The following is a 14238-nucleotide window of genomic DNA, read 5'->3' as shown; positions in this document are numbered from 1 at the left end:
GCTTCTGGCCAATCCGGAAGTGCGTGCGGCCTATCTGGAAGGCGGGCGCCACTAGGGCGGTCTGGGGAGTCAAGAATATGCAGGGAATTCTCTACGAAGAGCCGTCGGTCTGGCAGTTCCTCTTCATCACCGTCGTCATGGGGGGCTGGACTGCCTGGCGCACGGGCAAGAGCGTTGCGGAGAACTGGCAGAATTACGGGACGCTTGTCGTCTACGTGCTGTTGCTGGGCGCGGCCATCCGTTTCATCCATCATGCGCTCTTTGGCGGCACGCTGCTGACGGTTCAGTACTATGCCGTGGACACGCTGGCGCTTTTGTTGTTTGCTACGCTCGGCTTCCGCTACTACCGTACAAGGCAGATGACCAACAACTACTACTGGCTCTATGAAAAGGTCTCGCCTTTTTCCTGGAAGTCCAAATAAGCAGAGGGAACACCGCGGCCAAGTCCGGCCGTGGCAAAACGATATCGGCGCAATGAATGCGGGTGTTGCGACCGGTTAAAAACCAACCCGCTCTTAAATCTGGGAGTTACAATATGAAGAAGTCTCTCATGTCGGCTGTCGCTTTGGCTGCAATGGTCGCTTTCAGCGGCAGCGCCTGGGCCGATATCCTGATTGGCGTCGGTGGCCCGATCACCGGCCCGAACGCCGCATTCGGCGCGCAGATCCAGAAGGGTGTCGAGCAGGCTGCAGCGGACATCAATGCTGCCGGCGGCATCAATGGCGAGCAGGTCAAGGTCGTGCTCGGCGATGACGTATCCGATCCGAAGCAGGGCGTTTCGGTCGCCAACAAGTTCGTTGCTGACGGCGTGAAGTTCGTGGTCGGCCACTTCAACTCGGGCGTCTCCATCCCGACTTCGGAAATCTATGCCGAAAACGGCATCCTGCAGGTTTCGCCGGCTTCCACCAACCCGACCTACACGGAACGCGGCCTGTGGAACACCTTCCGTACCTGCGGCCGTGACGACCAGCAGGGCGCCGTGGCCGGTGCCTTCATTGCTGCCAACTTCAAGGATGCCAAGGTTGCCGTCATTCACGACAAGACCCCGTATGGCCAGGGCCTTGCCGACGAAACCAAGAAGGCAATGAACGAAGCCGGTATCACCGAGGCGGTCTATGAAGGCGTCAATATCGGCGACAAGGACTTCTCCGCTCTCATCGCCAAGATGAAGGAAGCCGGCGTTTCCGTCGTCTACTGGGGTGGTCTGCACACCGAGTTCGGCCTGATGGAACGCCAGGCTGCCGACCAGGGCCTGAAGGCAACCTTCATGTCGGGCGACGGTATCGTTTCCAACGAACTGGCTTCGATCGCCGGCGATGCAGTCGATGGTACGCTGATGACGTTTGCTCCGGATCCGCGCAAGAACGAAGCCGCAAAGGAACTGGTCGAGAAGTTCCGTGCTGCCGGCTTCGAACCGGAAGCCTACACGCTCTACTCCTACGCTGCCCTCCAGGTCATCGCTCAGGCTGCCAAGGCTGCCGGCGGCAACGATCCGCAGGCCGTTGCAGAAGCTCTCAAGGCGAAGGGCCCGTTCCAGACGGCCATCGGCGAACTCGGCTTCGATGAAAAGGGCGACATCACCCGCCCGGACTACGTCATGTACACCTGGAAGAAGGGTGACGACGGCAAGTACACCTACGCCGAGAACGAATAATCCTTTGCCCGCACGGGCATGGTAAAAACAGGAAGGCCTGGCGAAACGCCGGGCCTTTTTTCGTTCTGCGTTGTGCCGTCAAGGCTATCGAGGAGACATTGATCGGCGCGCTCGAAAGGGTCATCATCCACGAGGCAAGGCCGGCGCCTGTCCGGGAGGATGTATGTCGGCCGTCTCGCCGTATAGGACAGGCGTGAACGGCATTTACGAAAGACAGGATAATCATGATCAGGACGATTGTTTTCTCAAATGTCATCCTCGCTGCCATGGCGCTGCCCGTTTCGGCGCAGGAGGAGCCGGTGGTTGATTGCGCCAATGGCACGACCCAGTCCGATCTCAACATCTGTGCCTATCGGGATTACCAGGCGGCTGATGGAGCCCTGAACGCGGCCTATCGCAAAGCCCTGGCGGCAGCGCAGGAAACCGACAGGCAGATCAGGGAATATGACGAGAAAGCCGTTGGCGCCGTCGATGCATTGAAGAAGGCACAGCGCGCCTGGATCCCCTATCGCGACGGTCAATGCGCGCTTGCCGGTTTTGCCGCGCGCGGTGGATCGATGGAGCCGATGCTGGTCTCGGGCTGCCTTGCCGAACTGACCGCAAAACGGACCGAGGAACTGAAGGTCACAGTCGAGAACCTTGGGAACTGACATGGATCGGTTGAAGATGGACCACTGGAAAGTGAGCCGGCCGACGGTGGGCCGAACGATCATGATCGTCGGAAACGGGCCGGTGGCTGCAGGCGCCGCCGCGATCATCGATGCCGCCGATCTTGTGATCCGGTTCAACGATTGCCGTTCCCGTGGCGCTGGGGGGAGCAGGACCGATATCGTCGCGGTCTGCAATACCGGACGTCCGGCTCTGTCGATGTTGGGCGGCGGCAACTGGAAGAACAGCGCTGCGGTGCGCCAGGCAAGCGCCATCTGGTGCGTTCGGTCAGCGGCGAAGTTCGAGAGCTTGCGATCGCAATTGGCACATAGCCATCCCGATCTCGATGATCTCTGCGACGACTATAGTTCGGGCTTCCGGGCTTTCGCGAAGGCGACCGGCCGGGCTTTCCATGCCGTTCCAGCTTCCATCCATGACCATGTGGACACTGGGTTGAGGGCGCATGATCCAGACCCCTATGTGGTGCCCAGCAGCGGTCTTATCATCATCGCGGAGGTTCTGGCTCACTGGCGGCAACCGGGGGACCGTATCGTCCTTGCCGGCTTCGGCCATGCCGGCTGGGAATGGCATCCTTTCGACGCCGAGCGCCGTTATGTGGATGCGCTGGTGGCGCAGCGCCAGTTGTCGCGCCTAGACCGGAGCGGAGACCAGATCGGCTCGAATGTCGCTGTAAAAGCCGTGTGAACCGGGTGCCGGGTCCGCTTCGCCCCATGATGGTCCTGGCGACCTTGTTCAAGCTCATTGGCTGACGGGCCGGCTTGCAGCGGCTGCATATCTGCCATGCATCGCGCCTTTTTCCGGTCGTTCTTGCTGCATTGCGGCAGGATTTATTGTAGGAAGCAGGTCACGCTGGGTGCCTTGGCTTTCCCACTGACCGCCCGCGATTTACATTCCAGGAGACCGATCATGATCATTGGCAGAAAAGTGCCGTCCGTCATCTTCCGCACGCGCGTTCGCGACGAGGCTATCGAAGGTACCAATCCGTTCCGTTGGCAGGATGTGTCTTCCGAGGACTATTTTTCCGGCAAGCGTGCCGTACTGTTTTCGCTTCCCGGAGCCTTCACGCCCACGTGCTCGACCTTCCAACTGCCCGATTTCGAGAAGCTCGCAGACGACTTCAAGGCCGAAGGCATCGACACGATCTACTGCATCTCGGTCAATGATGCCTTCGTGATGAATGCCTGGGGGAAATCGCAGAATCTCGACAAGGTCAAGCTCATTCCGGACGGTTCCGGCGAGTTCACCCGCAAGATGGGCATGCTCGTCTCGAAGGACAATCTCGGATTCGGCATGCGCTCGTGGCGCTATGCGGCGATCGTCAACAATGGCGTCGTCGAGCAGTGGTTCGAAGAGGAAGGCTATTGCGACAACGCCGACAGCGATCCCTATGGCGTGTCTTCGCCGCAGAATATCCTTGGCGCCCTGCGCTCGGAGAAGATGGCGGCCTGATCCTAAGACATGCCCTGATTAATCAAGCCCGGCGCCGGTCGTTTCGATCTGGCGTCGGGTTTTTTTATCGCTAGATTGCCGTGTCCCAGAAAAGACCGGAGGTTCAATGATCCACGTTATCGCCCATACGCAAGCCCAGCCGGGCAAGGGGAGGGATATCGTCTCCCTCAGCAAGACCCTGATCGCCGAGACCCGCAAGGAAAAGGGCTGCATCAGCTACGACCTCTACCAGAAGCCCGACGCGCCGGATACGCTGGTCTTTGTCGAGACATGGGAAAGCCGCGAGGCCCTGGAAGCGCATTTCCATGCGCCGCATATCCGCGATTTTATCGCGGCGACCTCCGGGCTGAAGGCGGAAAGCCGGGTCGAGATCGTCCATCCCGAACGGATCGAGATTCTCTGATATCGCCATTGGCAGGATGATCGGATACAAAAAGGCCCGGCGCATCATCGATGCGCCGGGCCTTTTCATGATCGTGCCGGCCTATTCCGCAGCCAATGCCGGATGACTTATCACGTTCGATCCGCGTCTCGGCCCTTCCAGCCGGTCGAGCCTCTGTTGCAACTCGCCGATCGTCCTGTTCTGCTCGGTGACGATATCGGTCAGGGCTGCGTTTTCCAGAATTTCCGGCTCGTGATCCTTGCCGCCGACCAGATGGCCGAATATCCAGGAGAGCAGGCGGGACAGGTCGTCCATGATCAGGAAGAAGGATGGTACGACGACCAGCGAGATCACCGTCGAGACGATGATGCCGCCGATCACGGCGATCGCCATCGGCGCGCGGAACGACCCGCCTTCGCCGACGCCGAGCGCCGAGGGCAACATGCCCGCCGACATGGCGATCGAGGTCATGATGATCGGCCGGGCACGCTTGCGGCCGGCTTCGACCATGGCATGTGTTCGCTCCATTCCCTGTTGCATCATCTCGATGGCGAAGTCGACGAGCAGGATGGCGTTCTTCGTGACGATGCCCATCAACATCAGGATGCCGATCAGCACCGGCATCGACATGGCGTTCTGGGTCAGGATCAGCCCGGCCGCCACACCGCCGATGGCGAGCGGCAGGGAGAACAGGATGGTGAAGGGCTGGATGACGTTCTTGAACAGAAGAATGAGCACCACCAGCACCAGCATGAGGCCGAGCAGCATGGCATTGCCGAAACCCTGCTCCATTTCCGCCTGGATCTCGGCATCGCCGCTTTCAAGGAACTGCACGGTCGGCGGCAGCTTGGTTTCCTTGGCGATCTGCTTGAAGCGATCCGTGGCGGAATTAAGTGCCACCCCGGTGGGCAGATCGGCACCCATGGTGACCACACGGTAGCGGTCATAGCGCTTGATCGAGCTTGGCCCTTCCGAATAGTTGATATCGGCGACCGTGGAGATCGGAACCAGCGCACCGGCAGCGGTCTGGACCTTGAGGTTGCGGATCGCGGCAAGATCGGTGCGGAAATCCGTATCGATCTGGACGCGGATCGGAATCTGCCGGTCGTCGAGGGAGATTTTCGTCAGCGCCGCATCTATGTCGCCAATCGTTGCGACGCGCACGACGTCGGCGATCTGGGCGGTGGTGATGCCCAGCCGCGACATCTGGTCGGCGCGCGGGCGAATCTGCAACTCGGGTCGCGGCAAGGCGCCGTCCGGGCTGATGTTGGCGAGCAGCGGCTCGTCGCGCAGATTGGCCTCCAGCAATGCCACCGCCGCATTCAGATCCTTGTCGTTTCCAGACAGCAGATTGAAGGACAGATCCCGCTCGCCGCGGTCGTTCAGCTTGAGAATGCGCACATCCGGGATGGAGCGAACGGCGGCATAGACCTGTTTTTCGATCTCGGCCTGCGGAATGATGCGACCGGCCGGCGGCAATTTCGGCATATAGGAGCCGATGAGGGGCATGCCGCCGAGAACATCGTTCACCACCTTGTTGAGAAGCGAATGATCGAGCTTGCCCAGCATGACAGTGATGGTGGCACGGCGCAGTTCGAGGTCCCCTTTCGGGGAAGCGCCGCCGAGCACGAATATGCCCTCGACGCCATCGAGATCCTTGATCTTGTCGTAGATCTGCGCCGTCGTTGTGTCGGTGTCCTCCAGCATGGCATTGGGCGGCAATTCGACCGAGAGCACGATGCGGGATGCATCTTCCGGCGGCAGGAAGCTGCCGGGAACCGTCATCAGCAACATGACCGAGCCGATGACGAAGGCGATGGCGGCCACGAGCGTGGCATAACGCATATACCAGCGCCTCGTCGTCGTCGTCACCAGCCAGGTATAGCCGCGCATCAGCCGGCCATCGCTGTCGTCGTGGTGGCCGTCTCCGTCGCCGGATTTCATCAGATAGGCGGCCATTACCGGTGTGATCAGCCGCGCGACCAGCAACGAGAAGAACACCGACACGGCAACCGTCAGGCCGAACTGGATGAAATACTGGCCCGGAATGCCGGGCATGAAGGAAACCGGGACGAAGACCGCGATGATGGTGAAGGTGGTTGCGATGACGGCGAGACCGATTTCGTCCGCTGCCTCGATGGCCGCCTTGTAGGGCGATTTGCCCATCTTGATATGGCGGGCGATATTCTCGATCTCGACGATCGCGTCGTCGACGAGAATGCCGGTCGCCAGCGTCAGGGCAAGGAAGCTGACGAGATTGAGCGAGAATCCGAGCAGGTCCATCACCCAGAATGTGGGAATGGCCGAAAGCGGCAAGGCCATGGCCGAGATCAAGGTAGCGCGCCAGTTGCGCAGGAAGAGTAGAACCACGGCCACCGCCAAAAGGGCGCCTTCGAGCAGCGTGTGCAAGGCCGCTTCGTAATTGCCATAGGTGTAATAGACCGAATCGTTGACCAGTTCGATCGACACGTCCGGATATTTCGTATGCAGGTCCGCGAGCGTCTTTTCCACGGTTTCGGCAACCGTGACCTCACTTGCCCCCTTGGAACGGAAGACCGCGAAGGTGACGACGGGATCGCCGTTGTAACGCGAGAAGGATTTCGGCTCCTCGTAGGTATCCGTGACGCTGCCGAGCTCCGAGAGGCGGACGAAGCGGCCGTTCGGCAGGGCGATCATCGTATTGGCAAGGCCGGAGACCGAGCGCGTATCGCCCAGCGTGCGGATCGCCTGTTCGCTACCTCCCACCTGGCCGCGGCCCGAGCCGAGATCGGTGTTCATCTTGCGCAACTGGCCGTTCACGTCGGAGGCGGTGATCCCGTAGGAATTCAGCCGGGATTCGTTCAGTTCGACGCGGACTTCGCGGTCCGATCCGCCGTAACGGTCGATCCGGCCGATACCGGTCTGGCCCTGGAGGGCGCGCTTGATCGTATCATCGACGAACCAGGAGATTTCCTCCAGGGTCATGCCGGGTGAAGAGACAGCGAAGGTCTGGATCGCCTGGCCCTCGACATCGACCTTGGAGACGATCGGCTCCTCGACGGAGGCCGGCAGGTCGCTGCGAATGCGGTCGATGGCATCCTTGACGTCTTGCACCGCCTGGTTGGTCGGCACGTCCATCTTGAACATGACAGCAGTGCTCGAAAGCCCGTCGCTGATGGTCGAGGTGATGTGATCGACACCGGAAATTCCGGCGACCGCATCCTCGATTTCCTTGGTCACCTGCGTCTCGAGTTCGGCCGGCGCCGCGCCGCTCTGGCTGACGCTGACAGAGACGATCGGCACGTCGATGTTCGGAAAGCGGGTGATCGGCAGCGTGTTGAACGACTGGTAACCGAGATACATCAGCAAGACGAAGGCGAGGATGGGCGCAATCGGGTTGCGGATTGCCCAGGCTGAGAAATTCATATCCGTGTTCCCGTCAATTGGTCGCCGTGGAGGCGGATGTCACCGGATTGATCTTGTCGCCATCACGCACATAGGCGCCTGCCTTGGCCACGACGGTGTCACCCGGCTTCAGGCCCGTGGTGATTTCGATGAATTCGCCGTCCTGGATGCCGGTGGTCACCTTGGCCATATGGACGACGCCGTCTTCGACCTTGCGCACGATCGTCTCGTCATTGGCGGTCGTCACTGCCGTCAGCGGCAGGACGATGGCCTGCTTTTCCTCGATGATGATCTGGGCATCCGCATACATGCCCACCCGTGCCTTGTCCGGCTCGTCAAGTGCGATATAGACGGTTCCGAGGCGCGTCTGCGCATCGACCCTAGGCGAAATCAGGCGGACCTTTCCGGCAAGCTCGTTCCTGGCCCCCGCCAGCGTCACCAGGACCTTTTCACCCAAGGCCAGCCGGACGAGATCGGTTTCTGGAATATCCGCCTGCATTTCGATCGCGCCGTCGCGGATGAGGGTGAACAGCGGTTCGCCGGCGCCGCTGGCGATCGCGCCGATCTTTGCGGTCCTTGCCGAAACGAGACCGCTTACCGGGGTCTTGACCTCGGTGCGGGCGAGACGCAGATCGACATCGGCTATCTGCGCTTCGACGACCTGAATATCGGCCTCGGCCACGGCGATCATCTGTTCGGCAGAGTTGACGCGCGCACGCGCTGCGGTCGCGGCCGCCTCTTCGCGATCAGCCTGTGCAGTGGACATGGAGCCCGCTTCCGAAAGCTTCTTGGAACGCTCGCTTACCCGCGCTGCCTCTTCGGCATTGGCATTGGCTTCGGCCAGTTGCGCCTGATATTGCGCCAGTGCGGCATTCGCCTTGGCAAGGCTTGCGGCATACTGGCTCTTTTGCAGGAGGAGCATGTCCTCGTTCAGTGTCGCCAGCACGGTTCCCGCCTCGACGCGGTCGCCGATATCGGCATTCAGCGAGCGAATGGAAAGTCCATCGACCAGCGGCGAAACATAGATTTCCTCAACGGCCTTGATGGTTCCGGTGGCAACGACCCTGTCGGTAATCGACTGGTTTTCGACCTTGGTAACGACAATGGAGGGCAGGGCCTGCTCGGGTTTCGGCGCCTGTGCCTCTTCCGCGAAACTGGCGTTCGGCAGGAAAAACAGCAAGATAGCGGCAGAAATGCAAAAGGCGGGCGTCTTGGGGAGGGCCATCGGCTCACTTTCCTGGAATTGCGGATGTCAGATTTCCGACGCCGCGCGATTCCAGCAAGGAATTGCCGTCGTCAATCGAAGAATTGGAAGGAAACTGCCGTCTCGGTCGCAATGAACGGAAAATTCCTCCGCATCCTCCTCAAAAATGCTTCGGCTCTATTTAGTTAGGCCTTGTGGACGATGCAAGGTCAGTCGAAAAAAGAATGGTGCCTCATTATTTTATTTGTTGCATGGATGCAAGGCAGAGTTCTTTCACGAAAATTTGTAGGCGTCGCCGGTGTCCTCAAACAGGCAACGCGCGGAGGTGATCCGCGCGTTGTGGTAGCAAAACTCGATATCGAGGTTATTTCAGGGCAGCATCGGTGATCTCATGGGTGAAGGCGCCGACAGGTTCCTTGGTGATCACCGGATCGGAACCGCCCTTCAGCAGAGACGAGACGGTGCGCTTGTAATCTGCCTCATCCAGCGCCCCGTTCGAACCGGCGGTGAGCTTGGCGACTTCGCTCATCATGCGCTTCTGGTGCTCTTCCGTCTGGGCACCTGTCGCGTCATTCTCCAGAACGATGTTGGCCGCCTCGTCGGTATTGGTTTCGGCGTATTTCCAGCCCTTCATCGAGGCACGCACGAATTTCACCATCTTTTCCTTGAAGGCCGGGTCCTTGAGCTTGTCTTCAAGCACATAGAGCCCGTCTTCCAGCGTGGCGACGCCCTGGTCCTCGTATTTGAAGGTCACCAAGTCTTCCGGCTTGAGGCCGGCATCGATGACCTGCCAGTATTCGTTATAGGTCATGGTGGAGATGCAGGCGGCCTGCTTCTGGATCAGCGGATCCACGTTGAAGCCCTGCTTGAGCACGGTGACGCCGTCGGGGCCGCCATCGGTCTTCAGGCCAAGCTGGCTCATCCAGGAGAGGAAGGGATATTCATTGCCGAAGAACCAGACGCCGAGCGTCTTGCCCTTGAAATCGTCCGGCGAGGTGACGCCGGATTCCTTCAGGCAGGTGAGCATCATGCCCGACGATTTGAACGGCTGGGCGATATTGACCAGCGCCACGCCTTTTTCGCGGGTCGCCAGCGCCGAAGGCATCCAGTCGACGACGACATCGGCGCCGCCGCCGGCGATCACCTGCGGCGGAGCGATATCCGGGCCGCCCGGCTTGATCTCCACATCGAGGCCTTCCTCTTCGTAAAAGCCCTTGTCCTTGGCGACGTAATAGCCGGCGAACTGGGCCTGGGTAACCCATTTGAGCTGAAGGACCACCTTGTCGGCGGCGACGGCCTGGAATGCGGACAGCGAAAAGGCGCTTGCCAGCAGCAATGATGCAAGTTTCGTCTTCATGTCAGTTCCCTCTTTTTATGCCCCTCCACCACGGAAGGGCAGGCTTTTTATGACGCCCGTCCATTGCGGACAGGTCGCTTCTCAGGCCGTTCGCGCGTTGCGCACGGACGGATGCCAGAACGTGACGGCGCGCTCGATGAGCGCAACCAGCCCGTAAAAGGCCGAGCCGGCCACCGCCGCGACAGCGATTTCGGCCCAGACCATATCGACATTCATGCGCCCCACCTCCGTAGAGATCCTGAACCCCATGCCCACGATGGGGGTTCCGAAAAATTCGGCCACGATCGCGCCGATCAAGGCGAGCGTGGAATTGATCTTGAGCGCATTGAAGATGAAAGGCCATGCCGCGGGAAGCCTGAGCTTGACCAGGGTCTGGAACCAGCTGGCGGCATAGGTCCGCATCAGGTCCTTTTCCATGGAACTCGTCGCGGCGAGCCCGGAGACCGTGTTCACCAGCATCGGGAAAAAGGTCATGATGACGACCACGGCCACTTTCGATTGCCAGTCGAAACCGAACCACATGACCATGATCGGCGCCACGCCGATGACCGGCAGGGCGGAGACGAAATTGCCGAGCGGCAGAAGCCCCTTTTGCAGGAAAGGGGAACGGTCGATGGCGAGCGCGGTGAGGAAGCCGAGCCCGCAGCCGAGCGCATAGCCGACGAGGACCGCCTTCAGGAATGTCTGGCGAAAATCCGCCCAGAGGGTCGGCACGGAATTGATGAGCCGCGTCCAGATCATCGAGGGCGGCGGCAGAAGCACGGAAGGAACGTTGAACGCGCGCACGATGCCTTCCCAGAGCACCAGGATTGTAATGCCGAAAAGCAGCGGTACGGCAAGCCGCGCTGCCCGCGCCATCGAGGGGCTCGTGAATGTGCGGCGCACGAGCCATTCGTTCGTGGCCCAGGCCAGCAGCCAGAAGGCGATCGCGCCGATGAGGAGAGCGGAATTCATGGCTTGACCCCCATGCGCTTGAGAACGGCCGTCTGGGCCAGGCCGACAATGACAACGAGCACCGCCGCCAGCGCCGCCGCCATGAACAGGGCCGACCAGATCTGCACCGTCTGGCCGTAATAGGAGCCGGCCAGCAGCCGGGCGCCGAGGCCGGAGACGGCACCGGTTGGAAGCTCGCCGACGATGGCGCCGACCAGCGATATGGCGATGGCGACTTTCAGCGAGGTGAAGAGATAGGGCATGGAGGCCGGCCAGCGCAATTTCCAGAAGGTCTGGGCGGGGCTGGCATAATAGGTGTGCATCAGGTCGAGCTGGATCTGCTCGGGGCTGCGCAGGCCCTTCACCATGCCGACGACGATGGGGAAGAAGCTGAGATAGGTCGAGATCAGCGCCTTCGGCAGGAGGCCGGAAATGCCGATGGCATTCAGCACGACAATGATCATGGGGGCAATCGCAAGGATCGGGATCGTCTGGCTGGCAATGACCCAGGGCATCAGCGAGCGGTCCATGGCGCGATTGTGGACGATGCCGACGGCAAGCAGGATGCCGAGAAGGGCGCCGAGACCAAAGCCCAGCAACGTCGCGGAAAGCGTGATCCAGGCATGGTAGACTAGGCTTCGCTTCGAGGTGATTGGCTTGTTGAATGTCGTATCCCAGATCTCTGCAACCACCTGATGGGGTGCCGGCAGCACCGGCCGCTGCTGGAACATGGTTTTTGGGAGGATTTCGGAGAAGGTGATCTCCGTTCCCGCGCGGGCGGCGGTGTCACGCTCGAAAGGCGCACTGAGGAAGACCGCGGCGACATACCAGACGACGAGGAGGACAAGCAGGATCGTTCCCACCGGCAAGATCCTGTCGTTGAAAAAGTTCGGCTTTTCCATCTTCAGGCCTTTCCGCTCGAGGGCAGCAGCATCAGTGCCATGGAGACGACGCCGAGCGCCACGCCGGCCATCTGGGAAAGGGTCAGGCGCTCGCCGAAGATTGCAAAGGCGATGACATTGATCAGAAGAAGCTGCGCGACGGCCGAGGCGGAAATGGCCAGCCCCAGCCCGCCTTCGCGCATCAGCCGCACCATCATCAGATTGCCAACGCAATAGAGAGCGAGTGAGAAGACGAGGAGGAGGATATTATTGCTGGCGACGTAATAGCGCGACGCGGTTGCCGCGCTGAGAAAGACCGCCATTGCCGCCACGAGCCAGAAGATGAAGGTGGCGTTCATGATGGCAACTCCGAAGAGTACGTCCATCGGAACAGTATATCCGGCAGACTTTCTTCGTTGTCACCGTCTGTTCTTCTCACCTCCGTGAACATTTCGCGCCTGTAGAACTGTTGCGCTCCCCTGTTTTCTACGAACGTCCAGAGGTCCAGCCGTTCAGGAAAGATTGCCTTTGCGGTGTCGATCAGTTTTTTTCCAAAACCTGCCCGGCGATGATCACGATCGGCATAAAGTGCTGTGATGCAAGCGTCACCGGAGAGCGCCAGGAAGGCGCATACCCTGCCGTCGAGATCGGCGACCTTGACTTGACGCTCCTGAAATACGACGTCGCGATAATAACGCTCGACATTCTCATGGTCGTGAACGCGTGGCATCCAGGACGTATCGTCAATCCAGCCGTTGAGAATTGCCGCACAGGCGGGCATATCGGAGATATGAGCGTCCCGGATGATGTCTCTACTCGTCATAGCTATGCCCCGCCCTCAGGCCCTCGCGCACGCGGCTGGCGATTTCAAGGAATTCGGGGCTTTCGCGGATGTCGAGCGGGCGCTCCTTCGGCAATGTCGATTCGATGATGTCTGTGACTCGCCCGGGGCGCGGGCTCATGACCACGATGCGGGTCGAGAGATAGACGGCCTCCGGGATCGAATGGGTGACGAAGCAGATGGTCTTGTTGGTCCGTTCCCACAATTTCAGCAGTTGTTCGTTCAGATGGTCGCGGACGATCTCGTCCAGCGCGCCGAAGGGTTCGTCCATCAACAGCAGGTCGGCATCGAAGGCGAGCGCGCGGGCGATCGAGGCGCGCTGCTGCATGCCGCCGGACAATTGCCATGGGAATTTCTTGCCGAAACCGGTGAGATTGACGAGGTCGAGCGTGCGCGCGATGCGTTCCTTCCGCTCGTCGCCCGAAATTCCCATGATCTCGAGCGGCAAGGCGATGTTCTTCTCGATCGTGCGCCAGGGATAGAGCGCGGCTGCCTGGAAGACATAGCCATAGGAGCGGTTCCTGCGCGCGTCTTCCGGCGTCGTGCCGTTGACGGTGATCGAGCCGGAGGTCGGCTTTTCCAGGTCGGCGATGACGCGCAGAAACGTCGTCTTGCCGCAGCCGGAGGGGCCGATAAAGGAGACGAAATCGCCCTTGCGAACATCGAGATCGACGCCGGTGAGCGCATTGACCGGGCCATCATTGGTCTCGAAGGTCAGGCCGAGATCGCGAGCCGAGACGACGGATGCTGGTGAGAGTGTCATTGTATCCGGTTCGCTCCGTCCTGAATGCCATTGCCTGGAAGATTGCTGTGACGTCATTCGGCTCTCTGTCTCCGATAGTCGTACTTCATATTTTTCGAATGAGGTATGCTGCCGGCGATATTGCTGCCGGGGAGCTGTGGAAATGTCGCAATCGTCGAAACCGACCTGCCGGATCGTCCGTCCCGGCCAGACCTATGACGGCAAGCAGGGGTTCAGCTATTTCGAGGGTATTTCGGCGGAAGCGGTCGGCTCGACCGGCATCTGCATGCATCTCCTGACGATCCCGCCGGGTGGCCGGGCGAAGGCGCATAAGCACGCGACCCATGAAACGGCGATCTACATGCTGGCGGGTGAGGCGCATACCTGGTACGGCGACCGGCTGGAATATCACGTCATCGTCAGGGCCGGGGAGATGTTCTACATCCCGGCCGGCGTTCCGCATCTGCCGGCCAATCTTTCCGACCAGCCGGCTTCGGCGGTTATCGCGAGGACGGATCCCAACGAGCAGGAGAGCGTCGTGCTTCTGCCGGAGCTGGAGAGGCTGGTGCCCATTTGAAACGGGGAGGCTGACGGGGTTGTTGCGATACCCCCCTCTGTCACTCCGTGACATCTCCCCCTCAAGGGGGGAGATTGTCCGCGCACGCAGTGCCAGCCTCACATGGAGTATGTTCAGGGCCGAAGGCGATTTTCCCGACGATTGGAAAATTGGCGCGCAGCAATC

Annotated in this window: 15 protein-coding genes; 7 read left to right on the top strand and 8 right to left on the bottom strand. The window is 60.4% G+C overall.

All coding sequences use genetic code 11. The annotated features are described in order from the left end of the window. The first annotated feature begins 77 nt into the window (after positions 1-77). From VL202_RS10050 to VL202_RS10025, 6 genes are all read left to right on the top strand, one after another. Complete coding sequence (locus VL202_RS10050) at positions 78-422, top strand: DUF6867 family protein (protein WP_056334025.1); 345 nt, start codon at positions 78-80, stop codon at positions 420-422. Positions 423-535: 113 nt separating this feature from the next. Next, on the top strand, positions 536-1654 hold the full coding sequence (locus VL202_RS10045; protein ID WP_056334028.1) for a branched-chain amino acid ABC transporter substrate-binding protein: 1119 nt from the start codon (positions 536-538) through the stop codon (positions 1652-1654). Positions 1655-1881: 227 nt separating this feature from the next. Further along, positions 1882-2304: a lysozyme inhibitor LprI family protein gene (locus tag VL202_RS10040; protein WP_414692835.1), complete on the top strand. Its 423-nt coding sequence runs from the start codon at positions 1882-1884 to the stop codon at positions 2302-2304. Between the two features lies 1 nt (position 2305). Beyond that, positions 2306-3007: a Urease operon accessory protein gene (locus VL202_RS10035; RefSeq protein ID WP_325463969.1), complete on the top strand. Its 702-nt coding sequence runs from the start codon at positions 2306-2308 to the stop codon at positions 3005-3007. Positions 3008-3232: 225 nt separating this feature from the next. Further along, positions 3233-3772 (top strand): peroxiredoxin, encoded by a 540-nt coding sequence (locus tag VL202_RS10030; protein ID WP_325463971.1) that lies wholly within the window; start codon positions 3233-3235, stop codon positions 3770-3772. A gap of 106 nt (positions 3773-3878) precedes the next feature. Beyond that, complete coding sequence (locus VL202_RS10025; protein WP_325463968.1) at positions 3879-4175, top strand: putative quinol monooxygenase; 297 nt, start codon at positions 3879-3881, stop codon at positions 4173-4175. An 81-nt stretch (positions 4176-4256) separates the two neighbouring features. On the opposite strand, the gene VL202_RS10020 is transcribed toward VL202_RS10025, so the two are convergent. The 8 genes from VL202_RS10020 to VL202_RS09985 all read right to left on the bottom strand — a co-directional run bounded on the left by VL202_RS10020 (position 4257) and on the right by VL202_RS09985 (position 13517). After that, positions 4257-7559, bottom strand: coding sequence for an efflux RND transporter permease subunit (locus tag VL202_RS10020; RefSeq protein WP_325463967.1), 3303 nt, complete (start codon positions 7557-7559; stop codon positions 4257-4259). A 13-nt stretch (positions 7560-7572) separates the two neighbouring features. Beyond that, positions 7573-8763, bottom strand: coding sequence for an efflux RND transporter periplasmic adaptor subunit (locus VL202_RS10015; protein WP_325463966.1), 1191 nt, complete (start codon positions 8761-8763; stop codon positions 7573-7575). A gap of 343 nt (positions 8764-9106) precedes the next feature. Next, the gene (locus VL202_RS10010) at positions 9107-10099 is read right to left on the bottom strand and encodes an ABC transporter substrate-binding protein (RefSeq protein ID WP_325463965.1); all 993 of its coding nucleotides are present in this window, start codon (positions 10097-10099) and stop codon (positions 9107-9109) included. An 81-nt stretch (positions 10100-10180) separates the two neighbouring features. Next, positions 10181-11053, bottom strand: a complete 873-nt coding sequence (locus tag VL202_RS10005; protein WP_325463964.1) for an ABC transporter permease — start codon at positions 11051-11053, stop codon at positions 10181-10183. Beyond that, positions 11050-11934, bottom strand: a complete 885-nt coding sequence (locus VL202_RS10000; RefSeq protein WP_325463963.1) for an ABC transporter permease — start codon at positions 11932-11934, stop codon at positions 11050-11052. Before VL202_RS10000 ends, VL202_RS10005 begins: the two co-directional genes overlap by 4 nt. Positions 11935-11936: 2 nt before the next feature. Next, on the bottom strand, positions 11937-12272 hold the full coding sequence (locus VL202_RS09995; protein WP_056334700.1) for a hypothetical protein: 336 nt from the start codon (positions 12270-12272) through the stop codon (positions 11937-11939). Continuing rightward, positions 12269-12736 (bottom strand): GNAT family N-acetyltransferase, encoded by a 468-nt coding sequence (locus VL202_RS09990; RefSeq protein ID WP_325463962.1) that lies wholly within the window; start codon positions 12734-12736, stop codon positions 12269-12271. The genes VL202_RS09995 and VL202_RS09990 overlap by 4 nt, the downstream gene beginning before the upstream one ends. Further along, positions 12726-13517 (bottom strand): ABC transporter ATP-binding protein, encoded by a 792-nt coding sequence (locus tag VL202_RS09985; RefSeq protein WP_056334056.1) that lies wholly within the window; start codon positions 13515-13517, stop codon positions 12726-12728. The genes VL202_RS09990 and VL202_RS09985 overlap by 11 nt, the downstream gene beginning before the upstream one ends. A gap of 142 nt (positions 13518-13659) precedes the next feature. Between VL202_RS09985 and VL202_RS09980 the strand changes: the two genes are divergently transcribed. Continuing rightward, on the top strand, positions 13660-14073 hold the full coding sequence (locus tag VL202_RS09980; RefSeq protein ID WP_325463961.1) for a cupin domain-containing protein: 414 nt from the start codon (positions 13660-13662) through the stop codon (positions 14071-14073). Positions 14074-14238: the final 165 nt, after the last annotated feature.

It is taken from the genome of Pararhizobium sp., assembly GCF_035497515.1.
In the GTDB taxonomy this organism is placed as follows: Bacteria; Pseudomonadota; Alphaproteobacteria; order Rhizobiales; family Rhizobiaceae; genus Pararhizobium.
This window is presented reverse-complemented; position numbering and strand designations above follow the sequence as displayed.